This window comes from Vibrio sp. KUL70 (assembly GCF_059725515.1).
This window is the reverse complement of the sequence record NZ_AP045835.1, coordinates 928554-953930: the sequence shown is the minus strand read 5'-3', so window position 1 is coordinate 953930 and position 25377 is coordinate 928554. Positions and strand designations below refer to the sequence as shown.

Below are 25377 nucleotides of genomic sequence, written 5' to 3'. Positions count from 1 at the left end.
ATAAGTTTTGTCTCCTTGTGGATGTGTATATTTATCACGCAGCGAGACTAAACTTTGAAACGTCATTGAATAGAAAGGAATTATCATGAATAAGCTTCTCGTCATTATCCTGTGTGTTCTTCTTCCACCGCTTGGCGTTTTCGTCGCTCGCGGTGCTGGCAAAGACCTAGTGATCAACATTATTCTCACGATCTTCTTTTGGGTCCCGGGAATGATCCACGGCTTGTGGGTCGCGACTCGATAATCGTATGCCTTTAATACAAATCAACGCGTTAATCAGAACGTATCGAAGGGTCTAGCGATGAAATAGTAAAAATAGGATGAAATAAAACGGCTTTTCCACTATCATCCTGTCGCCTAAACGTAAGCGATTGCTTTCACAGATTTCGCACCGTTTAGGCTCCAACTACATAACATTTCAATTGGTGGGAGCTTTCAATGACACAACTTACGATTACTCGTCCTGACGACTGGCACGTTCATCTACGCGATGGCGAAGTACTGAAAGATACCGTTCGCGATATCAGCCGTTACAATGGTCGAGCGTTAATCATGCCAAACACTGTCCCACCTGTAACTGATACAGAAATGGCGCTGGCTTACCGCGAGCGTATCATGGCAGAAAAGCCAAGTGAGCAGTTCGAGCCACTGATGGCACTTTACCTAACAGACAATACAACTCCTGACGAGATCCGCAAAGCGAAAGCGTCCGGTGCAGTAGTGGCAGCGAAACTTTACCCAGCTGGCGCAACAACGAACTCGGATTCAGGTGTGACGTCTGCAAAGAACATCTACCACGTACTAGAAGCTATGCAAGAAGTAGGCATGTTGCTATTGGTTCATGGTGAAGTAACCACTCACGACGTTGATATCTTCGACCGTGAGAAAGAGTTCCTAGATACCGTTCTAGCACCTATCGTTAACGACTTCCCTAACCTTAAGATTGTTCTAGAGCACATCACAACCGCTGATGCGGCGACATTCGTTAAAAACGCCAACGAGAACGTGGCTGCAACCATCACAGCACACCACCTACTGTACAACCGTAACCACATGTTGGTTGGCGGCATTAAGCCACACTTCTACTGCCTACCGATTCTTAAGCGTAACACCCACCAGCAAGCGCTAATTGAAGCAGCAACAAGTGGTAGCAAGAAGTTTTTCCTAGGTACAGACTCAGCACCTCACGCAAAAGGCGCGAAAGAATCAGCGTGTGGCTGTGCAGGTTCATACACGGCGCATGCTGCAGTAGAACTTTACGCAGAAGTGTTTGAGCAAGAAGGCAAGCTTGAAAACCTAGAAGCTTTTGCGAGCCATAACGGTCCTGATTTCTACGGTATACCTCGCAACACTGACACTGTGACTCTTACCAAGGAAGAGTGGAACGTTGCAGAAACGATGCCGTTCGGTTCAGACATCGTCGTACCAATCCGTGGCGGTGAGACGATAGCGTGGACAGTCAAGTAACCGATTTTGGGTTTGCCCCTGTCTAAAGGGGAAATCACATAAGATCAAAAATGCCGCTGACTTTTTTTGAACAAAGTCAGCGGCATTTTTAATGAAGCTAGAAGCGGCTGAGTAACCTGGCAACCCATTCAACTTTGCCATACTCCAACAAATCAAATGCCGTGAAAAAGATGGCGCAAATCACAGCAAGCTTTAACAGCCGAATAAGAATTAACATGATTTTTCCTTTGGGATCCCCTCCCATTCTAAATTCTGCGGATAGAATAAGTCTTTTGTGTCAATTGTTCATCAACATCTTCCTAATTGATTGTTTTACTGCTTATTGCCCTTTATCCTCTACACATAATTAGGTCAAATTACAGGACATGGATATGCAAACCACTTCGACTTACCCTATCGGAATTGCTGGACAAAAATGGGGCGAAGCTGAACGTCAACAATGGCGTGAAAGCCAGACAGTCAAACGTGAATATCAACAAGAAGTCGTGCCTAAGATCAAAGCACTGGCTGAACGTTTCGACGTAGAGCAATACGGCACACTCAGCTATGACGAAGCACGCTTTCCTCTGTTCGCAATCAAAACCAAATCTTGGGACGAAAATAAGCCAACGGTACTGGTTACAGGTGGTGTACACGGCTACGAAACCAGCGGTGTTCATGGCGCGCTGAAGTTTGCAGATACACAAGCTGAACACTACAGCCAATACTTCAACATCGTTATCGCACCTTGTGTGAGCCCTTGGGGTTACGAAGTGATCAACCGTTGGAACCCAAACGCTGTCGATCCAAACCGCTCTTTCTACGACAATACGCCTGCAGAAGAGTCAGCGAACTTACGTGCACTCGTCGCTTCTCTTCCACAAGAGGTGTTGATGCACATTGACCTTCATGAAACCACAGATTCTGACGAAACTGAGTTCCGCCCTGCTCTAGCTGCTCGTGATGGTCTTGAATACATCGAAGGTATGATCCCAGATGGTTTCTACACCGTGGGTGATACAGAAAACCCGCAGCCTGATTTCCAGGCAGCCGTTATCGCTTCTGTAGAAAAGGTTACTCACATCGCACCAGCGGATGCTGACGGCAAGATCATCGGTTCAGAGGTGACTCAACACGGCGTAATCAACTACCCAATGAAAGAGCTTGGTCTATGTGGCGGCGTAACCAACTGCAAGTACGGTACAACAACCGAGGTTTACCCAGATAGTGACAAAGTGACTGACGAAGAGTGTAATGATGCTCAAGTTGCGGCAATCGTGGGTGGCTTGGAGTATGTGATTAAGCATGAGCTAAGCGCTTAGTTTAGTGCCTAGAATAATAAAAGAGCGACTCGCATAAAATGCTGTCGCTCTTTTTTGTCTCTGCTATTCAGGATTATCCTTTATCGCTAAAGTCACTTCACAGTGCGAAACTAAACCCTAGGCTGTAATCATCGCCGTTTTTTGCTGTGTATTCTTTGTCTTCGCTGCACGCAGTTGGTCGGCCTTTCTCATCACCTTGTACCAAGCTAACCCAGTGTCTGATGCCTGAAGAGTAGCTCTCTTCTGACTGACCAAATGTGGTACATGTTTCTAGCTGAATATCTTCGATATTTACAAGTTCTAGACGACCAGTGCCAGCGCGAGCGCCAATCGTAACCTCTACGTGTGTGCCGCTTTCGTCACGGAACAGGATTGCTGAAGGCTTAGATTTGTCGCCTGCGTAAGCCACAAAGTGCTTCGCTCTTTTCAGACCCGTGTGTTCACCGTTCTTAAAGTAGACTTGAACGTGACGGTAATCGATCTCATAGCTCACTGCATCCTCATGCGAACCGCTCTCTAGAGGGAAAAGCGTGTCTAGCAGTTGCTTCGCCATGCGTTGTTTTTCCATCTGTTTGTCCGCTTTAACCATTTCGACAGCAAAGACAGCTTCAGCGATAAAGGTAGAATGGTTTCTGTGTAGTTCTGTTTTATCCAATGTAAGCATGTTCATAGTCTTTCCCTCGTACGGCTTTAAATTCCATCTAGATCAAAAAGCTTAATCGACCCGTTTTTAATTGATTATTGCGTTGTGATTTGCAGTAACTAAAGACTACATCGATTTTAGAAACAATTTCACAACAAAAACTTCACAGTGTTAATTTTACAGATTTTGTCAATTTTACAGCGCGAGATCATCCTAATCAGAGAACCTAAAACTGATTCAAAACCCTTCCTATATCACTGAAATTAAAAACAAAAAAAGCCGCACTAATGAGTGCGGCACCTTGGGCTTGGTTAATAACAGGGATTTTACAGTTTCACTTTTGTGTGAAATTCGTTTTATTAGATTTCTGTTATCTGGTCGATTCCTTTAACTTCAAGCGCATTGCATGAAGGACAGGTTCAGTGTAACCACTCGGCTGAGCACAACCTTCAAAAACCAACTGACAAGCAGCTGAGAACGCAATGCTGTTTTCAAAATCATCCGCCATGTTACGGTAATTTGGGTCACCTGCGTTTTGCTCATCAACCACAGCAGCCATTCGCTTCATTGTTGCCATCACTTGCGCCTCATCACAGATACCGTGACGAATCCAGTTTGCAATGTGCTGACTTGAGATACGCAGTGTTGCGCGGTCTTCCATCAAGCCAACATCATTGATGTCTGGCACCTTAGAACAACCAACACCTTGGTCAATCCAGCGCACCACGTAACCCAGAATACCTTGGGTATTGTTGTCAAGTTCACTCTGAATATCTTGAGCAGTCAGCTTTTGGTTACCTAGCAATGGAATCGTTAGAATGTCGTCGACACTCGCCCTTACACGCTCACGAAGCTCTTTTTGACGACTCGGTACGCTCACTTGGTGATAGTGAAGTGCGTGCAGCGTTGCTGCAGTCGGTGATGGAACCCATGCTGTGTTCGCACCCGCTTTAGGATGACCTAATTTAGCTTCCATCATCTTGGCCATGTTGTCTGGCTCTGGCCACATGCCTTTACCAATTTGCGCCTTGCCTTGTAGGCCACACGCTAAACCGAGATCGACGTTTTGATCTTCGTACGCGCCAATCCAAGTCATGGTTTTCAACTGTGCTTTTGGAGCAAACGGGCCCGCTTCCATGCTGGTATGAATCTCATCACCTGTGCGGTCTAGGAAACCGGTATTGATGAATACCACACGGTCTTTCGCGGCACGGATACACTCTTTCAAGTTAACCGAGGTACGGCGCTCCTCATCCATAATGCCCACTTTAATCGTGAAACGCTCAAGACCTAGGGCATCTTCAATTCGACCAAACAACTCATTGGTAAACGCCACCTCTTCAGGGCCATGCATCTTAGGTTTTACGATGTTAATGCTATTGGCAGTCGAGTTTTGGTATGGGCTGTTACCCTTCAAATCATGCATTGCGATAAGCGAAGTAATCATGCCATCCATGATGCCTTCTGGTACTTCATTACCGTTTTCGTCGATGATTGCTGGGTTAGTCATTAGGTGCCCAACATTACGCACAAACAGCATGCTTCGGCCTTTCAGAGAGATCTCTCCGCCGCTAACACTGGTGTACTGACGATCTGGGTTGAGGCTGCGAACAATAGTCTTACCATTCTTCTCAAGCGACTCTTGTAAGTCACCTTTCATCAAGCCTAACCAGTTTCGGTAAGCGAGTGCTTTATCTTCACCATCTACCGCAGCAACAGAGTCTTCACAGTCCATAATGGTCGTGAGTGCCGCTTCAACCAGAACGTCTTTAACCCCAGCAGCATCTACGCTGCCGATAGGTGCACTCGGATCAATTTGGATTTCGATATGAAGGTTATTGTGTTTAAGAAGAATACAAGAAGGTGCACTTGCCTCACCTCGGTAGCCGATGAACTGACTGTGTTCGATAAGCGTAACTTCTTCACCATTCTCCAGCGTTGCGGTAAGAGTATTACCTTTGCTGACATTACTGATGCTGTATTTAGTGACGTCTTTGTGGGAAACACCGTTTAATGGCGCTGCTTCGTCTAGAAATTCGCGAGCATACGCAACTACCTTGGCACCACGTACTGGGTTGAAGCTACCCCCTTTCTCTGCGCCATCTTCTTCGCTGATCACATCCGTGCCGTAAAGGGCATCGTATAGGCTACCCCAACGTGCGTTTGCTGCATTAAGTGCAAAACGCGCATTCATAATAGGCACTACAAGTTGTGGGCCTGCTTGAGTTGCGATCTCTGGTTCTACGTTTGCTGTGGTGACTTCGAAATCGTCACCTTCTGGAACAAGGTAACCAATCTGTTGTAGGAATTGCTTGTACTCAACCGGAACCAGCGTTTGACCAGCACGCTCTTGGTGCCACACATCAATTTGATGCTGAAGGTCATCACGCTTAATCAATAATTCTCGGTTCTTTGGGGCAAGGTCTTTGAGGATATCAGCAAAAGACTGCCAAAAATCTTCGGCGTTAATGCCTGTCCCCGGAATGACCTGTTCATTAATTAACTGGTAGAGGGTGCTATCAATGTTCAAGCTTCCCTGTTGAATACGACTGCTCATAAAATCTCTCTCAAATTAACCGATGACTACTCAATAAACTACGTAACGGACCAAAATTTAGCTAATTTATGCCATTTATATTGAATATTCATGAAAAAAATACCCATAAATCGGGGCTATCCTGTCACGCCGCTCTCTATTTCACTAGCGACACTTTTAATCAAACGACGCATCCATTGATGGTCGGGGTTACTCTGCAATAACGGACTCCATGCCATCTTCACCTCAAAAGGTTCAATAGCAAATGGCGCAGGCTTGATCAGCAAATTAGGATTGTTCCTTTGTAACTGAGCCGCCTTTGTTGGAATCGTCAGAATCAGATTCTTCTGTTGAGCAAAGAGAATGGCCGACAAATAATGTCGCGTAAACACTGTGATGTTTCTCGTTTTACCGATGCGCATTAGTGCCTCATCTATCCACCCCAATTTCTGTGCTTCACTTGGGTTGATCCCGACGCCAGTACCCATTCCCGTCTTGCTTACCCAAATATGTTGAGCTTTTAAATACGACAAAAGGCTAAAGTCATCGGCAATTGGGTTGTCACAACTAAACAAACAGGAGAACCCGTCGTGCCAAAGGCTCATCTGATGGAAGGACTGAGGGATGTTGTCAAAACGGTTGATAATAATATCAACGGTGCCCTGTTCTACGTCCTGATAACTCACGTCACTGGGCGTCATAATATCGAGACGAATCTTCGGCGCGATCTCACTAAGTCTTCTTAATAAGGGCTGAATAATTGTCGATTCTGCGTAGTCGCTCGCCATGATTCGGAACACGCGTTCGCTGTCTTCCGCCCGGAATTCGGTGGTTGGCTGCAATGTCTTCTCTACATTAGCCAAGATATTTCGAATCAACGGCTGAAGCTTCTGGGCGCGCTCCGTCGGTATCATTCCTTCACTGGTTCTCACCAATAATGGGTCCTCTAAAAGGTCACGCAATCGACGAAGCCCATTACTCATGGCTGGCTGAGTAATACCCAATTGTTTAGCTGCACGAGTCACGTTTCGCTCTCGCAATAACATGTCTAAATACACAAGTAGATTAAGGTCTATACGAGCAATATTCATATAAAAAATACCGAATATAATAACTATAAATTAACAAAATTATCACATGTGTGATTATTCTTTGTCCATAGCAAAGTTTTAATCCAAGCCAAATTTGGCAAACATACCCCACGTGAAACTAAGGAATAGTTATGTCGCAAATCACACAAGATATCGAAATGATCGAAGTTGCAAAACGTGCTGCTGGTGCTCCATGGGATGCTATCAACCCTGAATCTGCTGCTCGTATGCGTGCTCAAAATAAATTCAAAACCGGTCTAGACATTGCGCAATACACGGCAGACATTATGCGTGCAGATATGGAGGCTTATGACAAAGACAGCTCTCAATACACTCAATCTTTGGGTTGCTGGCATGGTTTTATCGGTCAACAAAAGCTGATTTCAATTAAAAAGCACTTTGGCGGTAAAACAGATCGTCGTTACCTATACCTTTCGGGTTGGATGGTTGCGGCACTACGTTCAGAATTCGGCCCTCTTCCAGACCAATCAATGCACGAAAAAACGACCGTTGCTGGCCTAGTTGAAGAGCTATACACATTCCTACGTCAGGCAGATGCACGCGAATTAGGCGGTCTGTTCCGTGAACTAGACGCAGCACGTGAAGCCGGTGATGTTGCACTACAAGACTCTATTCAAGACCAAATCGACAACCACGTAACACACGTTGTGCCAATCATTGCGGATATCGATGCAGGTTTCGGTAACGCGGAAGCGACTTACCTAATGGCTAAGCAGATGATTGAAGCGGGTGCTTGTTGTCTACAGATTGAAAACCAAGTAGCGGATGAGAAGCAGTGTGGTCACCAAGACGGTAAAGTAACGGTACCTCACGCTGACTTCCACGCGAAACTACGTGCACTTCGTTACGCTTTCCTAGAGCTAGGCATCGACAACGGCATCATCGTTGCGCGCACTGACTCACAAGGTGCAGGTCTAACCAAAGAGATCGCGGTAGTGAAAGAGCCAGGTGACCAAGGTGATATCTACAACTCTTACCTAGATGTAGAAGAGATCGATGTAGCAGACATGAAGCAAGGCGACGTTTGCTTCAACCGTGACGGCAAGCTTGTTCGACCTAAGCGTCTACCTTCAGGCCTATACCAATTCCGTCAAGGTACGGGTGAAGACCGCTGTGTATTTGACTGTATTGAAGCAATCAACGCAGGTGCTGACCTACTTTGGATTGAGACTGAGAAACCACACATTGGTCAAATCAAAGAGATGATGGATGGCGTTCGTGCAGTACACCCTAATGCGAAACTGGTTTACAACAACTCACCATCATTCAACTGGACACTCAACTTCCGTCAACAAGCATACGATGCAATGGTTGAAGCTGGTGAAGACGTTTCTGCATACGACCGCGCTAACCTAATGAGTGCTGAATACGACGAAACTGAATTGTCTAAGCGTGCTGACGAAAAGATCCGCACATTCCAAGCAGATGCATCTCGTGAAGCTGGTATTTTCCACCACCTAATCACGCTACCAACGTACCACACTGCTGCGCTATCTACAGATAACCTAGCGAAAGAGTACTTCGGCGACCAAGGTATGCTGGGCTATGTTGCAAACGTTCAACGTAAAGAGATTCGCCAAGGCATTGCTTGTGTTAAACACCAAAACATGTCGGGTTCAGACATGGGTGATGATCACAAAGAGTACTTTGCTGGTGAGAACGCACTGAAAGCTGCGGGTGAGTTGAATACTTCACACCAATTTGACTAATCGCTTAACGAGCTTCCTCTCTTCTTCTCCTGGTGAGAGAGGAAACTCTTCTGACCAAGCTTTTATCCCCCGAAAGCTTGGTATCAAATAAATAAAACGCGATTTTTTCAAAAGCCAGATTTGCGTGATAAGCCACTGTTCCTTCCCGCTCTTCTGGCTAAACTAATACCATTCATGTTGTTGAGAGTGCCTATGACTTCTGTACCTACCTACTTACAAGATGCAAAAGAACTGCTAACTGACGATGGCTTTGCAACCGGTGATATTTGGTATCACGGAACCTCTTCAGCCTTGCTTGCTTCAATTAAAGGTCAAGGGCTAAAACGCTCTGGAGACAAAGCACTGAATGAAGCAGCACAGAAAACAATGGCCACGATTGGCAATAACTACACAGAATCGACAGAGCCAGTATTCCTGACTCAAAGTAAAGAGCTGGCTTACTACTGGGCGCAACAAACGGTGCGTGAACGTAGCGTGCGTTTCGAAGGTGATGAGCAACCTATCGTACTGGCGGTTAACTTATCAGAAAAACAACGAGCGAAAGTAAGACCGGACGTGGGTGCAATGAGCCTATTAATGATGAGTATCGGCGAGAACTTCATGGCCCACTTAGCTAAGGTATACCAAGAGTGTGGTATTGAAGGACCGGATATTGATCTTCGCTCCGCAGATCGTATGGACTACCAAAATAAGCTCGGCATGGCGTATATCAACGAAGACATCAGTCGCGCATGCATCAGCGAAGTGCTTGAGCCTGAAATGGCTGACTGATTGCTATCACATTAAGCCGTATAGAATTAAAAAGAGGACTCATTAAGTCCTCTTTGTCGTTTTGGTGCTGCTAATTTTCTTAGCTAAATCGCCTAGGTAGCTGTCAGACCGCTATTTGGCGCCAATGCTACTTACCACCAATGCTTAGACGCGCGAAGCGCACATCTGGAGCAAAGAAGGTGCGGCTATCATTGCTGAGTTGGCTATTACCTATAGCATCAATTTCTTGCAGCATCTTGTAGAAGTTACCCGCAACCGTAATACCACGAACAGGTTGGACTCGCTCACCATCTCGACACAAGAAACCACTCGCACCAAATGAGAAGTCTCCACTTACCGCATCTGCTCCCGAACGGACACCTTGCAGTTTCACCAGCTCTAAGTACTCGCCCGCTTTCACTTCTGCTACGCTACTTTGGCCTGTTGTAATCACACGATGATTTGCTGATACATCTAAGCTCGACTTAGCACCACGCGCAGCACTTGCTGTCGATGTTGCACCTAGGTAGCTCGCTGTTTGGCTGTTATGAAGTAGTGTATTTAACTGACCATCGACAATAATCGCATTGTCTTGAGTCGCAAAGCCTTCGCTATCAAAGCCCGCAATCGCCATACCATTCGGCATATACGCTTTATCGGTGAACGACAACAATTCACTCGCGATACCTTGACCTAACTTATCACCGAGTGGCGTAATGCCTTTCATGGCACTCACACCAGAAAATGCACTATCAAATGCACCGAACAAGCTGCTAAGCGCATTGATATGGAAAATCGCTGAGTAGTTCCCAGTAGCGACTGGCGCACCATCAAGCAGATCACGAGCTAGGTTGTAACCTTCTTCAATGCAGTAGGCTGGCTGCAACTCATCGAAGCGACGACCTACTGACATTTTGCCCGCCATTGACTGCTTACCATCTTTCTCAAATAACGTGTAGGCATAACAGTTAAACGAACGCTCAAAATGCTTACACAGAGAACCTTGAGTGTTAGCAATGATCAATTGTGACTCACCATCGCTGTAACCATTGTAAGGCGAGCTCTTTGCGTGCGGTTGACTCACCACACCTTGTTCAAGCGCCAAAGAGAGCTCGATTTTTTCATCAACCGACGTTGTGTCTTGTTGAGCAATTTCAGCCACATCCGTCGTAATTGTGCTGTTCACACAGCTAATGGTTTGATGTTCATCCTGCTTAGAGAAACGAGCACTCTGCAACGCGTTCGTCAGCAGTAGATCAAGGCTTGGTTGCTCTAGCGATTCCGAGTAACTGGTCGCGACACGTGCATCTTTGACCACACGCACACCCAGAACTTGGCTTGAGCTCACTTTATATTCATCAAGCTGGCCTTGGTTCGCTTTAAGCGAGAAACTATTGCTGCTGTTAACGATAACGTCTGCTTCCGCACCTTGTCGTTTCGCTTCGGCAAGTACATATTCGACGGCATTAAGAAGTTGTTGTTCTTGGCTCATTAGTTACCGCCTCCTACTAGAATGTTATCGACCTTCAACGTAGGTTGACCAACCGTCGTCGGTACAGAACCACTCACAGAACCACACATACCAGGTGCTAACGCCATATCTTGTCCAACCATGCTGATCTCTTTCAGCACTTTAGGACCAGTGCTAATCAAAGTTGCTGTCTTCAATGGCTTGGTGACCTTACCATTCTCAATCAAGTAAGCTTCACGGACCGCAAAGTTAAATTCACCAGTGCCCGGCTGAACAGAACCTCCGCCCAGCTTCTTCGCGTAGATACCACGTTCGATGCCTGCGAACATCTCATCAAGAGTGTGCTTACCCTCTTCAATGAAGGTATTACGCATACGAGACGTTGGCGCGAACTTGTAGTTTTGACGACGACCCGATCCCGTCGGTTCATAGCCAGTTTTCATACCGCCCATTTTGTCGACCATAAAGCTGGTGAGCTTACCGTCTTTGATCAGCTGAGTACGCTGTGTCGGCATACCTTCGTCATCAACGTGAATAGAGCCCCACTCATTAGTCATGGTGCCATCGTCCACTGCATTTACCGCAGTGTGCGCGATCATTTCACCCATTTGGTCATGGAATACAGACGCTTTTTTAGCCACAGAAGTCGTCTCTAGTAAGTGACCACATGCTTCGTGGAAAATGACTCCACCAAAACCATTACCTATCACTACTGGCATTTCACCAGACGGACAAACATCCGCACCCAGTTTAATTAGGGCTTGCTGTGCAATACTTTGACCCAGCTCTTTGGCATCTAACTGCTCACTAAACTCCCAGCCAGCAAGTGCGCCCGGACCTTCCACACCAGAAGACTGCTCAGTACCTTTTTGAGCGACTGTGTTACCCGAGACACGAATGTAGTGACGAGTATCGTCAACGTGAAGGCCTTCTGAGTTGAAGATAGAGACTTGCTGCTCGCGTTGAAGCGCACTGCCGATAAACTGACTAATGTACTCACTTTCTGCACGCGCCGCTTTGTCCGCTTGCAGTAAGAACGCAATTTTTGAATCGAGGTTCGCGTCTTTGCTCAATGGCATACGACAGCCATGCTGCACTGGGTAACGGTTCAGATTCAGAGCACCTGCAGAAGCAATTTGCTCACGTTTATCTTTTGCCGCCAGCAGGGATGTTACGCGTTTTAGTTCATTCTCATCGGTACTGTTGGTGTAGCCATAAAGGACTTTATGACCGAAGAAGAGGCGGATACCGATACCAAAATCGATGCCCGAATTAACCTTGTCCACTTCACCAGACGCAATTTGTACGCTGCTGGTTTGGTGGTGTTCAACGAATAGCTCTGCGAAATCAGCCCCTAAAAAGAGAGCGTGATCGATCACCACTTTCGCCGTTACAGAATTAAGCATGAAATCTCCTTGCTCGTTGATATTCCTAGCCAATCTAGCCTACGCATCAGCGCCTCTTCATTATGCGATTCAATCGTTTACGGCACTGAGGATATGTTGGCAATGCGTGAAACTTTAACATTATTTTTAGTGTATGCTCTAAACAAAGCCGAATTTATTAAGTTACTAAAAAGCTAAATTCTTTACACCGAGTGTAAAAACCCTGAAAGGTAAGCGATAACTTGATCCGCTAAAGCGGAATACCGTCCTTATCTCGATAGCATTAAAAAGACTTCCCAATGAGCGCCATCATTACGGATGACACGGGCTCCGCGAATCCCAAGCCATGTAAACCTCATTATTTCATAACCTTTTTTGTCGATGCACAAAACCAAAACTCGGAACAAAATAGGCAGCACCTTATACCTCATTTACGCCGGTAATCAGCGCTAAAATAGTCATCAGAAAGACAGCGAGACCGAATCCGGAGTAGCCAGTATGAATGATGATGCCAAACACCTTCTTAACCAGCTTTGCGCAGAATACGATGCCCTTTCTAAGACCTGCCAATCTCGACCGTTTCCCGAGTTTTCCGAAACCATACACACCGAATTTGGTCATTGCTTCGTACGCTGCCCTGTGGGAAGCCAGCGCTTCAGCATTGTGTCGGTTAACTTCTCCCCCTCTGTCCGCAGTCAAGGTGTACTGACTGAGTTCATCGACTATGTAAAACGCTCGCCTTACCACTATCGAGGAATTGAAGTCGCCATCATCGAAAACAGAAGGTTGGCGCAGCATCTATTGTCCCTAGGTTGGCGATACAAATCTCTGTTCACCAAACTCTTTCGCTCTAAAAGACCAACGTTAGTACAAGATTTTTAGACTCTACCACTGTCTATCACAGGCGTAACTCTCATGACTTCAGGTGAGAGATCTGCCGCAATCTACCCACCAATATCGGCTCAAGAAAAGTCGTTAAGTTTGATTAGCAAGTCATTAATTATTCGGGCTTAATCGCACCACTCTCCTCGTTTGTGAGCTAAAATTTTAAGTAACTCAATTTATAAGCGTTACTGCTAAAACAAACCCTAGGGAGAGGTGATGGAAAGGCCACTCGTCGCACTTAAACGTGCCAGTAAAAGCTTTGTCGATGGCAAAGAAAACCATCAAGTATTAGAAGATGTCGACTTTGCACTAGAGACAGGTTCAAGTGTAGCTTTAACCGGTGCCAGTGGGAGTGGGAAGAGTACTCTACTGAATATGATTGCTGGATTTGAACCGCTCTCTTCTGGTGAGCTATGGCTTGATGGCGATAACACCAAACTCTGGAAAGACCCACACTGGAGTCAATTCCGCCATCAAAAACTCGGAGTAATCTTTCAGCAATTCAACCTATTAACGCCCCTGAATGTAAAACAGAACATCGCCTTTCCACTACATCTGAATCAACAACAATGGAATGACTGGTGTTACTACTTGGTCGAGACACTTGGCATCAGCCAACTGCTCGAAAGACATGTATCTGCGCTATCCGGCGGCCAACAGCAACGCGTAGCGATTGCACGAGCACTGGCACACCAACCCAAACTGCTGCTCGCCGATGAGCCAACAGGCAACCTCGATCAAAAAGCCGGTATCGAAGTGATGAAACTACTGAGTGAAATCACAACCAAAGGAAACACAGCAGTTCTACTTGTCACCCACAGCAACGACTGCGCCGAGTTTATGCAGACACGCCTGCGCCTTGAAAACAGTGAGCTGCACAACGATCAGCGAGTACGTCCAAAAAGCCAAAGCGACCTCTCATATGAAGCACGCTAAAGTTAACGCTTTTAAATTCAGTCATACCAAGCTTGCGCTGAACCTGTTCGCCGCCCACTATCGGCAAGCGCCCCTTCAAGCTGCCGCTATTTTGATTGGCATTGTATTAGCCGTGACCTTATTTGTTGCAGTACAAGCCATCAACCTCAATGCTAAGCGCAGTTATGCCGAATCTACTGAACAACTGAGTGCGCAAGCGCAGAACCTAATTATTCCACCAGCAGGGCAAAACTACTTACCGGAGTCGCTTTACTTCACTCTCAGACAACAAGGATTGAGCGCTGCGCTGCCTGTAATTGAAGGAAGAGTGAGAGATGAGCAAGGTCGCCGTTGGTCGATACAAGGCAGTGAACTGATCACTGCGATCACATCACGTTCGCGATATACATCTGGCAATGATTACAACGTTTCTCTGTTCGATAGCCTACTCCCGCTTCCAGAACTGTTAGCCGGCAAGCCCATCGTGATGATGAGCCAGTCGCAGTACCAAAATATCGGTGAAATCGACACATTGGTATTGGACGACATTAAAACGCAAGTCGCGGTTTTACCCGATGAATGGCAGCTCGGTAGCCGAATGTTGATGGATATTGGATTTGCTCAGAGGTTACTCAACAAACAAGGTCAACTCAGTTACATCGCCGTTTTCAATTTAGGCAATGACACTCAAGCTACTTGGCAAAAATACATTAGCGACCAAGGGCAATGGATAACCAACAATCAAAGCACCGATTTAGGCTCTCTCACCGACAGCTTTCATCTCAATCTAACGGCAATGAGTTTGCTCGCATTCCTAGTCGGACTGTTCGTCGCTTACAACGGCGTAAAATACAGCTTACTCAAACGTAACCGACTGCTCGTGCAAATTCAGCAAGCCGGAATAGCGCCCACTCTCGTCCTCTCAGCCTTATTGGTCGAGCTCACCATCTTAGTGGCTATTGGTGCCTCAATTGGCTTTGTTCTAGGTATGCAGCTCAGTCATTGGCTGCACCCAACGGTTGCACTTACCCTCGAGCAACTTTATGGCGCGACGTTACTGCCGGGAACGTGGCAGTGGCAATGGTGGGCTCAAGCTCTACTACTCACTTTAGCAGCAACACTACTTGCATGTTGGCAACACTTTAAGCAGCGAGTGCAACAACCGCTCTCTTCCCATGGCGGGTATTACCAAGCGCCAGATTCATCCAATGAAGACCAACTGTTCATTGCGGGCATGTTACTCATAATCACGGCATTAGCTGGGCTTTGGCTGAGCGAACATCATCGTTTCACTATGGCATGGTTAGGGCTCTTGGTGGTGTCGATTCCTCTATACCTTCCGAAAACACTGATGGTGTTGGCAGTTTGGTGTGAACAGCGCACGCATTCTGGATTAATGCAGTATCTGTTTGCAGAGCTGCGAGAGCTTATCTCCCCTCTTTCTCTGGCGATGATGGCACTGCTGCTTGCCGTGACCGCCAACATGGGGATGAATACCCTAGTTGGCAGCTTTGAATCAACACTCAAACAGTGGCTTGAACAACGACTTCATGCTGACATCTATGTCAGCCCGTCTCAAGGGGAAATCGCCAATGTTGAGCTAGCTTTAGAACAGTTTGAGAACGTCCAAACTGTATATAAACAGTACTACGTCGACGACAACCTATATGGCTTACCCATTTTGCTCGGCACCAAAGACAAAGACACTTTAGAGCAGACCATGGTGTTTCAATCTCGGCTTGATGACTTTTGGTCACGTTTCTATCAAGGTGAAGTCGTCGCCATTAGCGAGCCAACAGCAGTGAAACTTGGGTTATCACTGGCAAGTGAATTTACGCTCGACGCGATTCCAAACAAAGCACTCATCGTCGGCGCTGTTTTCCATGATTACGGCTCCCCAAATGGCGAAGTACTCTTGGCGCCGCAACTGTGGCGAGAAAGCGGTTTTACTGATTTACCTACCAGCCTTGGTATTAAAGTCTCCGGCAATCCAAAGTTGGTTTATGAGCAGTTACGTAAAGATCTAAACCTGCACCCAAGTCAGCTCTATGACCAAGCGCAGATCAAATCCATCGCCTTAGATATATTCTCGCAGACGTTTGCCATCACCCGAGCGTTAAACGGCGTTACATTGATGGTTGCTGTGATCGGCCTGTTCACCGCCTGTTTTATGTTGCTCGATGCGCGCAAAGCCGCGATTGCAAGGTTGTATGCACTTGGTGTGAATCGTAAAAAGCTGATGACGATGGTGATCGGGCAGATTGCCGCTCTGGTTAGTTTTACTCTGGTGATCGCCTTACCATTAGGCGCTTTGGTCGGTTATGTACTCACGGATATTGTTACCCTGCGCGCCTTTGGTTGGAGCTTGAACTACCTATGGAATTGGAGTGATGCACTGAGCATGGCTGCCGTGACCATTGTGGTCGGCGTGATTGCCACCCTGATACCGCTTTGGCGGTTAGTCAGTAAACCTGTCGTCTCCAGTCTGCAAAGTGAGGTTTTGTAATGATTCACCCCATCAAACTCTGCACACTTATGCTACTTGCTCTGGCACTGGTTGGTTGCGAAGAGCAGCAACCTCAAACCATGGGAACACTATTGGGAAGTGCTGAAAGCAACCAATCACAAGATGACCAGTTCACTCCCGTTACAAAAGGAGTTGAAATCCACTTCCCAGCAGACCACCAAGCCCATCCCGACTTTCGCCATGAATGGTGGTATTTGACCGCCAATTTAACCGATGAAGATGGGCAATCACTCGGTGTACAGTGGACCCAATTTCGCTTCGCAGCCGCTCCACCATCTATTTCAAATGAAGCCAAGAAAACGCAATGGCAAAGCAGCCAGATCTACATGGCGCACAGTGCTGTCACTACGCAGAAAAAGCACTACGCAGATGAAAAATGGTCTCGTGATCACGCAGCTTTGGCAGGTGTCGATACTTCGCCATTTCGTGTTTATCTGGATGATTGGCAATGGACATCGTCAACCGATGAGCTCTTTCCTGCCACGTTGAATGCAAATTCCGAACAATTCGGTTACTCGCTTACTCTCAACAGTAGCGCGCCTTATCAAAAGCAAGGTAAGCAGGGATACAGTGTAAAAAGTGCCGATGGGCAGGTGGCTTCCTACTACTACAGCCAACCGTTTATTGATGTTTCTGGAGAAGTCACCCTTGATGGCAACACGCATCAAGTTTCCGGCAAAGGTTGGATAGATAGAGAGTGGAGCTCGCAGTTCTTGCTTGATTCACAACAGGGCTGGGATTGGTTTGCATTAAGGCTTAATGATGAAACCAGCCTAGTGGTATTCCAACTTCGCGACTCTGAAACAGGAAGCGCAAGTTACTCTAATGCACGCTTAATGCATCAAGACGGTTCAGGTACAGCCATTACACAAGATGAGATTGTAATGCGTGTAAAAGAATACACGGAAATCGACAACCGAGACTACCCAACGGAGTGGACAATCTCGATTCCAAATCACGCAATTGAACTCACCGTTTCAGCGCTCAACCCTAACGCAAAAATGCCGCTGTCAGTCCCATACTGGGAAGGCCCAGTCACCATCCAAGGCTCCCACTCTGGGGCTGGGTATATGGAGCTAACGGGTTATTGACTAAGGGCATTAGATTTTGGGTTTATGCCGTTTATCGTCAATTTGACTCCTCTCTTGTGTGGAATGGGACCAAGAAGATGCAAATTATTGTCGAGATATCTCCATTTTCTTACAACAATCGGTTCTTATACTGCTCTGGCGTTTGTCCGGAGTACTTCTTAAACATTGAGATGAAAGGGCTGGCTTGGTTATAGCCTAAGGTGAGAGCGACCTCTTTTACCGATTGACCATTACGTAGAAGATCCATTGAGTAAAGATAACGGACGCGTAAGCGCCACTCGGTGAAACTCATCCCCAATTCACTTTGGCAATGGCGCGATAAGGTACGTTCTGTGGTATGAACGCGCTCTGCCCAATCCTTAAGAGAAATTTCATCGGTGGGATTCTCCTCAATCGCCGCAAGGATTGGGGCTAGGTATTTGTTATCGGTTGATGGTAAAAAGTGGTGTTCAACTTGTCGCTCTGCCAATTGATCAAGCAGCACTTGCACTAAACGTTTGTCTGGTTCGCGTTCTGCAACATTGATATTCCTTTCACGAAAATCATCGATAATCGACGACACGATCGGTGTGATCTTTATTAGACTGGTCTTTTCTGGCAAGTGTTGTGTCAGCTCAGGTGCAATGTTCAAGGAACAGTAATCCAGTGGTTTACGATTATAGCTACAGTGCATAACGCCAGCTGGTACCCAAATGGCAAGGTGTGGTGGTGCTAAGAAACGCGTTCCTTCCGCTTCCATCTCTAAGATTCCACCACTAATCAGTTGTACTTGCCCCCAAGGATGGCTGTGAACTCGGGTTTCTGTATTAGAGAGAAACGCTTCGAAATTCATAAATACGTTGGATGGTGCCTTATCAATTGATAAGGAAGGGTGAAGATTTCTTGGATGTTTTTTCAAACTTGTCTTCCTATCGCGTTCGATGTCTTTTTAAAGATATCTGTTATTGTAACGACCTGTCAAACTATGCACATTAACTCATTCTGCGATGGAGCTCACATGTCATATCTTCTGCCATTTTTTACTGTTTGTATTTGGGGTGCCAATGCCATTGTAAATAAGATGGCAGCGAGCGTTATCGAACCAAGCGCAATGAGTTTCTTTCGTTGGTTTGTCGCTATGCTCATTCTTACACCTTTCTGTTTGCCAAGTGCCATTAAACAGTGGCCTGCCATTAAGCCGAATCTGACTAAGCTAGCCTTTCTTGCCTTGCTGGGAATGGTGCTGAATCAATCTCTTGGCTACTACGCGGGCCTCACGACCAGTGCATCAAACATGGCTCTAATTACGTCATTAGTGCCGTTGATTAGCATCTTCTTGAGCGTTCCTCTGCTGCACAAGTCCATTTCAGGACTGAGCATTGTCGGTGGCGTACTATCGCTATCGGGCTTGGCGTTTATGCTAGGTAAAGGTGACCCACTGTTTTTCTTACACCAAGAGCTCACCCAAGGTGATGGCTATATGTTGATTGCCGCTCTTGTTTACGCCGCTTACTGTGTACTACTTAAACGTTGGAAGATGCCGGTAAGTAACTGGGTAGTGATCTACATGCAAGGCCTATTTGCGGTCGCTATGTTAACACCACTATGGCTATCGAGTGCTCAACTGGCACCTTCTGAAGAGTCACTGCCACTTATCGCTTACGCTGCAATCGCCGGCTCAGTACTGGCTCCTTGGATGTGGGTAAAAGCGATCGATGCGATTGGCGCAGACTCGAGTGCTATGTTCATGAACTTGCTACCTGTTGTCGCAGTCGTCCTTGCTGCCACTTGGCTCGGTGAAACGATTCATGATTATCACTTAATGGGCGGCATAATGGTTATCTCTGGCGTCATTATGGCGCAGATAAAAAGAAAATCCGTGGTCAAAGGCGCGATTCCCCAACAAGGCTAGTGAATTAGGTCAATCATTAAAGACACCGAGCTCAATACTCGGTGTTTTTTTATATCTGCCCCAGTTAATTCTCCTAATACCTATTGCGTCGATATTTCCCCGCTCAACCCGCAAACTCTTCTTTTAATTCCTACGACTAAAGTATATGTTATTGGTAAGTAACATAGTTGTTGCAGTACAACATAAGAATAAAAAGGACTAAAAATGAGCAGTAGTCAAAATGGAAAGCGCGACGTAACCCTGCGTTTTTTAGCGGAGCCCGGAGATGTAAACTTTGGTGGTAAAGTTCACGGTGGTGCCGTGATGAAATGGATCGATTTAGCAGCATACGCTTGTTCAGCAGGTTGGAGTGGCAAATACTGTATTACGGCCTATGCCGGTGGTATTCGTTTTGTTGCACCGATCCACGTAGGTAACTTGGTCGAAGTCAGTGCAAAAGTGATCTACACAGGTTCCTCTTCAATGCATATCGCGATTGATGTACAAGCCAGCGACCCCAAAAACCTTAAGAATCGCCTAACGACCCACTGTATTGTTATCATGGTTGCGGTTGATGAAAACGGCTTACCAACCAAAGTGCCAGAGTGGGTACCAGAAACCCAAGAAGATATTGAGTTACGCGACTCTGCCGTTCGCCTCATGAACATGCGTAAAGAGATTGGCGAAGAGATGGAAGCGCACGTCAAATATCTGAAATAAATCTTAGGGTTACACACTTAACCATTGAGTGTGTAACTTCACTTTCTCTGTTCACTCATTGTTCAAGTCATGAGTCTGTAAAATATTATAATTGTAATAAAGTCGTCATTTAGCTCTGCTTAAATACTGCCATCTATCATGGACACGACTGTATTTCTGGAGCACCTCTTGAGCGTTACGCGCACTACTTTGAGTGAATCAACCCTAAACAATCTTAAGGCAGTTGAGTATCAATGGGTAAGAACCCTATACGTAGAAGGCTACAACAACGAAGAGATCAATCACTATATTCAAACCTGTTTTGGTGGCGATAATACCTTCGCAGACCTCTTTAGACGCGTTGCATTAGACCAAGAGAGTATCTACGTTCTACTGCAACACCTTGGCTGCGCTCCTTCCAACAGAGAATTCTAACCTAATAGATTTCAGGCGTTTATATATAGCAAACTATTGATAAGCGCCTACTCCCCTTACTGATTTCACTTTCAAACTGACTTGCCAGACAATTTTTATGCAACATTAATCACTGTTACATGGCTTTCATTGAAGTCTTCCGCAGTGAGCTTTGACCAAAGTATCAATTCCCATTCGTCTATTTATACTGACTGTACAACTAGAGGGTATGATGATCGACTGATGAGTATTGTTATCAAAACAATGTGCAAAGCATCTCTTCTCACACAAGCCAAGAAGCTCTTGAAGAGCGGTAAGGTCATCTGAAAAGACCGAATTTTTTCAGATATAAAAAAACCCAAGTAAATACCTGGGTTAGAGTTACAAAAACCACTAATCATTGAATAGCGTAAGGAACCTGATTAGTAGCCAGCTATGCGTAACCTGAGGGTTATTTTTATTACTGATCGGCGGCCAAACCAAAATGATGTAATAAAAATGCCAATATAGAGCGACCTTGCGGTCGCTCTTTGTCTTTCTTATAAGCCCTAGCTTATCCTTTTACACCACCTGCCGTCAAACCACCAACTAACCAACGTTGTGCTAATAGGAAGACGATAGTGATAGGAAGTGCCGATAATACTGCTGCTGCCGCAAAGTCACCCCATAGGTAGTTTTGTGGGTATAGATACTGCTGCATACCAACCGCTAGCGTGTAAGAGTTCACGTCTGAAAGCAGGATAGATGCAACCGGAACCTCACCGACAACACCGATAAACGATAGAATAAATACTACCGCTAAAATAGGCACTGACAGTGGTAATAGTACCAAACGGAATGCTTGCCATGGCGTCGCACCATCGAGTGCTGCCGCTTCTTCTAGAGAAGTATCAATCGTTTCAAAGTAACCTTTGATTGTCCAAACGTGTAGTGCAATACCCCCTAGGTAAGAGAAGATAAGACCACCGTGTGTGTTCAAGCCTAAGAAAGGAATGTACTGACCTAGTTTGTCGAACAAAGCGTAGATTGCAACCAGTGCAAGTACCGCTGGGAACATCTGGAAAATCATCATCGCTTTTAGAATCGTCTCTTTGCCTTTAAAGCGCATACGAGCGAATGCGTAAGCCGATGTTGTAGACAGTGCCACAATCAGGATTGATGTGATACCTGCAACTTTTACTGAGTTCCATAGCCAAGTTAGTACTGGGAATGGAGGTGGTGTTACCGAGCCGTCTGCGTTAGTTACTGGGATACCCAGTGCCAGTTTCCAGTGCTCCAGTGATGGGTTCTCTGGAATCAAGCTACCTGTTGCAAAGTTACCTTCACGGAACGAGATCGCGATGATCATCAGTAGTGGGAAGATAATCAGTGCTAGAAAGCACCACAGCGCAATATGCGTTGCCCACACTCGGTATTTCAGGCTTTTACCTTGTACCATAGCCATTGTCGTGCTCCTTAATCTTGAGACAGTTTAGTGAAACGAAGGTTTAGTAACGCTAGGGCACCTACTAGTAGGAAGATAAGCGTTGCGATTGCACTTGCTAGACCGAAGTCTTGACCGCCGCCGCCTTCAAACGCGATTCGGTACGTGTAGCTTACAAGCAAGTCTGTGTAACCCGCAGGTTCAGAAGTACCAATCATGTTTGGACCACCGTTCGTCAACAGCTGAATCATTACGAAGTTGTTGAAGTTAAATGCGAATGCTGCAATCAGTAGCGGTGTTAGTGGTTTAATCATCAACGGGAACGTAATGCGCTTGAAGTTATCGATGAAGTTAGCACCATCAATCGCAGACGCTTCGTATAGATCATCAGGAATCGCCTTCAATAGACCCATACATAGGATCATCATGTAAGGGAAACCTAACCATGTGTTTACGATAAGCACCATCGTTTTCGCTAAGATTGGGTCAGAGAACCAGTTCGGCTTAAGACCGAAGATGCTCTCTAACACCATGTTAATTTCACCAAAGCTTTGGTTAAACAAACCTTTAAAGATAAGGATTGAGATAAACGCTGGAACTGCATAAGGCAGAATCAGTAGAACACGGTATACAGCACGGCCTTTCAGCTCCTCCCACTGTACGATGTTCGCAAGAATCAAACCGATCGCTAGAGTGAAGGCTACCGTACAAATCGAGAAGACAACTGTCCAAATAAAGATGCTGATGAAAGGTTCTTTGATGCCTTCATCTTTCCAAACACGCTCAAAGTTAGCCGTACCGATTTCAACCACGAAGCCCGGAGAGATGGTGTTACCAATGAATGCACCATTCTCATCAACTGGCTGGTAGAAACCCACTTCCATATTGGGTTTTAGAGTTTCACCCGTTTCGTTGTTGTATAGCGTTTCGCCATCGTCTTGCATTGTGTATAGCGGAACCACAGCAGCAAACTTACGTAGGCCGCTCATGCGGATGTCTTCACCTGATGGTAGGTGGAAATCAACAGCACTGATTGCAGTACGATTTTGGATAATTGTTTTGATTTTCTCTTTTTCGCCTTGAGCAGAGTCGATCGCTTTCAGATCCATCTCACTGACGTTCAAACCGTCTAACGAGAACTCTTCAGTTGCGAGAAGTTGCTCACCATCTTTAACCACGATTTGGTGGCCGTTGTCTGTTTTGTACAGAGTAAATGGGAAGCTTTCACCGCTTTGGAACGTACGGTCCAGTAGGACAGTTTGCGTACGTTCTAGCGAAAGTTGGTTTTTTGCACTGTAGTTAGTGAACGCAAGGCCGACGGTATAAGCCAAAGGGAAGAGAATGAAAAGGATCATTCCGGCAATACCAGGGTAGATATAACGGTGTGCGTAAGTTTTCTTGCTACCGAAAACGTAAAGAGCTAAAGCCGTTAGGATCACCGTAAGCAACGCGAATGCGAGCTCACCGCGAGAATACATTAGGATGGTAGCGTAGCCATTGATTAAGCCAACGCTACCAAGCAATCCCCACTTAATGAAGACGCTTTTACTTCCTGGAAGGCTTGTTGGTGCTTGAATAGCATCTGTACCTTGAACTGACTGCATAGAGGAACCTGCTAGCGATATATAAAATAGAAAAGTAAGGAGGGGTTACCCCCTCCTTAAAAGGGTGTTTCGTCGATATTATTTAGTCATGCGTGTTTCAGCAGCTTTAAGTGCTTGGTCTACAGTTTGACGACCGTCAACCACGTTACCAATTGCCTCTTCCATGCTGTACCAGAACGTTGTGAACTGAGGGATGTTAGGCATGATTTCACCATTCATCGCGTTGTCCATTGTCGCCGCGATACGAGTGTCGCTATCTAGTTGGCGTTGGAAAGAGTTAAGCGCTACAGCACCTAGTGGCTTGTCGTCATTTAGGCTCTTCAGACCTTCGTCAGTCAGCAGGTAGTTTTCCATGAACTCAACCGCTAGGTCACGGTTTGGAGAAGCCGTGCTGATACCACCAGCCCATACACCAACGAAAGGTTTAGATGCTTTACCGTTGAATTTAGGTAGTGTTGCAACACCGTAATCTACGCCAGATTTCTCGATATTTGCCCAGCCCCAAGGACCGTTGATTGTCATTGCAACGTTACCAGCAACGAACTCAGACTCTGCTACAGAGTAGTCCATATCTGCAGAGATCACTTTGTCTTTAACCATTTTCTCGATAAAGCCAAGAGACTTCTGAACACCGTCGTTCGCTACACCTGCGTCTTTGATGTCGTAACCTTCAGCCGTTTGTTTAAATGCGTAACCGCCGTCAGCTGCTAGTAGAGGCCATGTGAAGTAAGCACCGCCACGTAGAGGCCACATGATCGCTTTTTTGCCATCTTTTTGAAGCTCAGCGTTTAGTGCTGGGATCTCTTCCCAAGACTTAGGTGGGTTAGGAACAAGAGCTTTGTTGTAAATTAGAGAAACTGACTCAACCGCTACTGGGTATGCAATTGTTTTACCTTTGTAAGACACTGCGTCCCATGCGAAGTCTACGATACCTTCTTTGGTCTCTTTAGAAGGTTTGATATCCGCAAGAAGACCCGCTTCTGCAAAACCACCGAAACGGTCATGTGCGTAGAAAATCATGTCTGGGCCGTCACCCGCAGCTGCAACTTGAGAGAATTTCTCTTCTAGTTTGTCTGGGAAAGCGACAGTAACTTTTACGCCTGTATCTTCTTCAAAGCGTTTACCTACTTCTGCCATGCCTTCGTAAGCTTTATCACCACCTACCCAGATTGTTAGTTGGCCTTCTTCGATAGCAGCGTTTGCACCGAAAGAACCCAGAGCAACTAATGTACCTAGAGCTACAGCGCTTAGAGCGTTTTTCATGTTAATATCCTTTTTATATTTATACGTAGGGCGCATTCATTTAAGACGAGCCAGTTTTCGATAGATATGATCTGAAAAAACCGTCTTAAGCTCATCATCCTAGCCACTACGCCCTAGCTATTATGGCTTAAATTCGTGATCACCATCGGGTCGGATTAGAGAGCAAAATCACAAAAACCGTAAGCACCGTGATCAACATCACCGTTGTCCGGTGAATTTATTTGAAGTGGATCGCCTATTACGTTTCACCCCCTTTATCTACTCCTCCCCTCCTACTCCCCCTCGTTAATTTTCCATTGGGAGGATGTACTC

21 protein-coding genes are annotated in these 25377 nt (G+C 46.0%); 12 read left to right on the top strand and 9 right to left on the bottom strand.

Features of this window, described 5'->3' with window-relative positions; translation table 11 throughout:
• The first annotated feature begins 85 nt into the window (after positions 1-85).
• From AC6I7V_RS18245 to AC6I7V_RS18235, 3 genes are all read left to right on the top strand, one after another.
• Entirely contained in the window at positions 86-244 is a 159-nt protein-coding gene (locus tag AC6I7V_RS18245) for a YqaE/Pmp3 family membrane protein (protein ID WP_255232110.1), read from the top strand.
• A gap of 194 nt (positions 245-438) precedes the next feature.
• On the top strand, positions 439-1467 hold the full coding sequence (gene pyrC / locus AC6I7V_RS18240; protein WP_498011814.1) for a dihydroorotase: 1029 nt from the start codon (positions 439-441) through the stop codon (positions 1465-1467).
• Positions 1468-1838: 371 nt separating this feature from the next.
• Positions 1839-2768, top strand: coding sequence for a M14 family metallopeptidase (locus AC6I7V_RS18235; protein ID WP_255232112.1), 930 nt, complete (start codon positions 1839-1841; stop codon positions 2766-2768).
• A 97-nt stretch (positions 2769-2865) separates the two neighbouring features.
• Here AC6I7V_RS18235 and AC6I7V_RS18230 read toward each other — a convergent pair whose 3' ends face one another.
• From AC6I7V_RS18230 to AC6I7V_RS18220, 3 genes are all read right to left on the bottom strand, one after another.
• Positions 2866-3438, bottom strand: coding sequence for an aldolase/citrate lyase/malate synthase family protein (locus tag AC6I7V_RS18230; protein WP_255232113.1), 573 nt, complete (start codon positions 3436-3438; stop codon positions 2866-2868).
• A 343-nt stretch (positions 3439-3781) separates the two neighbouring features.
• A complete protein-coding gene (locus AC6I7V_RS18225) occupies positions 3782-5968 on the bottom strand; it encodes a malate synthase G (RefSeq protein ID WP_498011813.1) in 2187 nt (728 codons plus the stop codon).
• Between the two features lie 116 nt (positions 5969-6084).
• Entirely contained in the window at positions 6085-7038 is a 954-nt protein-coding gene (locus AC6I7V_RS18220) for a LysR family transcriptional regulator (RefSeq protein ID WP_239839652.1), read from the bottom strand.
• Positions 7039-7169: 131 nt separating this feature from the next.
• Here AC6I7V_RS18220 and AC6I7V_RS18215 point away from each other — a divergent pair, with 131 nt between their 5' ends.
• Both AC6I7V_RS18215 and AC6I7V_RS18210 read left to right on the top strand, forming a co-directional pair.
• Positions 7170-8768, top strand: a complete 1599-nt coding sequence (locus tag AC6I7V_RS18215) for an isocitrate lyase (protein WP_255232115.1) — start codon at positions 7170-7172, stop codon at positions 8766-8768.
• A 192-nt stretch (positions 8769-8960) separates the two neighbouring features.
• Positions 8961-9539, top strand: coding sequence for a hypothetical protein (locus AC6I7V_RS18210; RefSeq protein ID WP_152469844.1), 579 nt, complete (start codon positions 8961-8963; stop codon positions 9537-9539).
• Between the two features lie 127 nt (positions 9540-9666).
• Here the strand turns inward: AC6I7V_RS18210 and AC6I7V_RS18205 are convergent, their stop codons facing one another.
• Entirely contained in the window at positions 9667-11010 is a 1344-nt protein-coding gene (locus AC6I7V_RS18205) for a TldD/PmbA family protein (RefSeq protein ID WP_498011812.1), read from the bottom strand.
• A complete protein-coding gene (locus tag AC6I7V_RS18200; protein ID WP_255232118.1) occupies positions 11010-12395 on the bottom strand; it encodes a TldD/PmbA family protein in 1386 nt (461 codons plus the stop codon). The genes AC6I7V_RS18205 and AC6I7V_RS18200 overlap by 1 nt, the downstream gene beginning before the upstream one ends.
• Before the next feature lie 477 nt (positions 12396-12872).
• Between AC6I7V_RS18200 and AC6I7V_RS18195 the strand changes: the two genes are divergently transcribed.
• From AC6I7V_RS18195 to AC6I7V_RS18180, 4 genes are all read left to right on the top strand, one after another.
• Positions 12873-13256, top strand: a complete 384-nt coding sequence (locus AC6I7V_RS18195) for a hypothetical protein (RefSeq protein ID WP_498011811.1) — start codon at positions 12873-12875, stop codon at positions 13254-13256.
• A 219-nt stretch (positions 13257-13475) separates the two neighbouring features.
• Complete coding sequence (locus AC6I7V_RS18190) at positions 13476-14195, top strand: ABC transporter ATP-binding protein (protein WP_498011810.1); 720 nt, start codon at positions 13476-13478, stop codon at positions 14193-14195.
• Complete coding sequence (locus AC6I7V_RS18185; protein ID WP_498011809.1) at positions 14182-16680, top strand: ABC transporter permease; 2499 nt, start codon at positions 14182-14184, stop codon at positions 16678-16680. The genes AC6I7V_RS18190 and AC6I7V_RS18185 overlap by 14 nt, the downstream gene beginning before the upstream one ends.
• Entirely contained in the window at positions 16680-17792 is a 1113-nt protein-coding gene (locus AC6I7V_RS18180; protein ID WP_498011808.1) for a lipocalin-like domain-containing protein, read from the top strand. The genes AC6I7V_RS18185 and AC6I7V_RS18180 overlap by 1 nt, the downstream gene beginning before the upstream one ends.
• 109 nt (positions 17793-17901) lie before the next feature.
• On the opposite strand, the gene AC6I7V_RS18175 is transcribed toward AC6I7V_RS18180, so the two are convergent.
• Positions 17902-18690: an AraC family transcriptional regulator gene (locus AC6I7V_RS18175; protein ID WP_255232123.1), complete on the bottom strand. Its 789-nt coding sequence runs from the start codon at positions 18688-18690 to the stop codon at positions 17902-17904.
• 99 nt (positions 18691-18789) lie between these two features.
• On the opposite strand from AC6I7V_RS18175, the gene AC6I7V_RS18170 reads away from it, so the two are divergent.
• From AC6I7V_RS18170 to AC6I7V_RS18160, 3 genes are all read left to right on the top strand, one after another.
• The gene (locus AC6I7V_RS18170) at positions 18790-19683 is read left to right on the top strand and encodes a DMT family transporter (protein WP_255232124.1); all 894 of its coding nucleotides are present in this window, start codon (positions 18790-18792) and stop codon (positions 19681-19683) included.
• 204 nt (positions 19684-19887) lie between these two features.
• Complete coding sequence (locus AC6I7V_RS18165; RefSeq protein ID WP_255232125.1) at positions 19888-20382, top strand: acyl-CoA thioesterase; 495 nt, start codon at positions 19888-19890, stop codon at positions 20380-20382.
• Positions 20383-20550: 168 nt separating this feature from the next.
• Positions 20551-20796 (top strand): hypothetical protein, encoded by a 246-nt coding sequence (locus AC6I7V_RS18160; RefSeq protein ID WP_255232126.1) that lies wholly within the window; start codon positions 20551-20553, stop codon positions 20794-20796.
• Positions 20797-21328: 532 nt separating this feature from the next.
• On the opposite strand, the gene malG is transcribed toward AC6I7V_RS18160, so the two are convergent.
• The 3 genes from malG to malE all read right to left on the bottom strand — a co-directional run bounded on the left by malG (position 21329) and on the right by malE (position 25065).
• Complete coding sequence (gene malG / locus AC6I7V_RS18155) at positions 21329-22219, bottom strand: maltose ABC transporter permease MalG (protein ID WP_255232127.1); 891 nt, start codon at positions 22217-22219, stop codon at positions 21329-21331.
• An 11-nt stretch (positions 22220-22230) separates the two neighbouring features.
• The gene (gene malF / locus AC6I7V_RS18150; RefSeq protein WP_498011807.1) at positions 22231-23802 is read right to left on the bottom strand and encodes a maltose ABC transporter permease MalF; all 1572 of its coding nucleotides are present in this window, start codon (positions 23800-23802) and stop codon (positions 22231-22233) included.
• 78 nt (positions 23803-23880) lie between these two features.
• Positions 23881-25065: a maltose/maltodextrin ABC transporter substrate-binding protein MalE gene (malE, locus tag AC6I7V_RS18145; RefSeq protein WP_255232129.1), complete on the bottom strand. Its 1185-nt coding sequence runs from the start codon at positions 25063-25065 to the stop codon at positions 23881-23883.
• Positions 25066-25377: the final 312 nt, after the last annotated feature.

Bases quoted from the DNA above. Each gene is read 5' to 3' on its own strand.
- AC6I7V_RS18245 (WP_255232110.1), top strand. From the start codon at position 86: ATGAATAAGCTTCTCGTCATTATCCTGTGTGTTCTTCTTCCACCGCTT.
- pyrC (WP_498011814.1), top strand. From the start codon at position 439: ATGACACAACTTACGATTACTCGTCCTGACGACTGGCACGTTCATCTA.
- AC6I7V_RS18235 (WP_255232112.1), top strand. From the start codon at position 1,839: ATGCAAACCACTTCGACTTACCCTATCGGAATTGCTGGACAAAAATGG.
- AC6I7V_RS18230 (WP_255232113.1), bottom strand. From the start codon at position 3,438: ATGAACATGCTTACATTGGATAAAACAGAACTACACAGAAACCATTCT.
- AC6I7V_RS18225 (WP_498011813.1), bottom strand. From the start codon at position 5,968: ATGAGCAGTCGTATTCAACAGGGAAGCTTGAACATTGATAGCACCCTC.
- AC6I7V_RS18220 (WP_239839652.1), bottom strand. From the start codon at position 7,038: ATGAATATTGCTCGTATAGACCTTAATCTACTTGTGTATTTAGACATG.
- AC6I7V_RS18215 (WP_255232115.1), top strand. From the start codon at position 7,170: ATGTCGCAAATCACACAAGATATCGAAATGATCGAAGTTGCAAAACGT.
- AC6I7V_RS18210 (WP_152469844.1), top strand. From the start codon at position 8,961: ATGACTTCTGTACCTACCTACTTACAAGATGCAAAAGAACTGCTAACT.
- AC6I7V_RS18205 (WP_498011812.1), bottom strand. From the start codon at position 11,010: ATGAGCCAAGAACAACAACTTCTTAATGCCGTCGAATATGTACTTGCC.
- AC6I7V_RS18200 (WP_255232118.1), bottom strand. From the start codon at position 12,395: ATGCTTAATTCTGTAACGGCGAAAGTGGTGATCGATCACGCTCTCTTT.
- AC6I7V_RS18195 (WP_498011811.1), top strand. From the start codon at position 12,873: ATGAATGATGATGCCAAACACCTTCTTAACCAGCTTTGCGCAGAATAC.
- AC6I7V_RS18190 (WP_498011810.1), top strand. From the start codon at position 13,476: ATGGAAAGGCCACTCGTCGCACTTAAACGTGCCAGTAAAAGCTTTGTC.
- AC6I7V_RS18185 (WP_498011809.1), top strand. From the start codon at position 14,182: ATGAAGCACGCTAAAGTTAACGCTTTTAAATTCAGTCATACCAAGCTT.
- AC6I7V_RS18180 (WP_498011808.1), top strand. From the start codon at position 16,680: ATGATTCACCCCATCAAACTCTGCACACTTATGCTACTTGCTCTGGCA.
- AC6I7V_RS18170 (WP_255232124.1), top strand. From the start codon at position 18,790: ATGTCATATCTTCTGCCATTTTTTACTGTTTGTATTTGGGGTGCCAAT.
- AC6I7V_RS18165 (WP_255232125.1), top strand. From the start codon at position 19,888: ATGAGCAGTAGTCAAAATGGAAAGCGCGACGTAACCCTGCGTTTTTTA.
- malG (WP_255232127.1), bottom strand. From the start codon at position 22,219: ATGGCTATGGTACAAGGTAAAAGCCTGAAATACCGAGTGTGGGCAACG.
- malF (WP_498011807.1), bottom strand. From the start codon at position 23,802: ATGCAGTCAGTTCAAGGTACAGATGCTATTCAAGCACCAACAAGCCTT.
- malE (WP_255232129.1), bottom strand. From the start codon at position 25,065: ATGAAAAACGCTCTAAGCGCTGTAGCTCTAGGTACATTAGTTGCTCTG.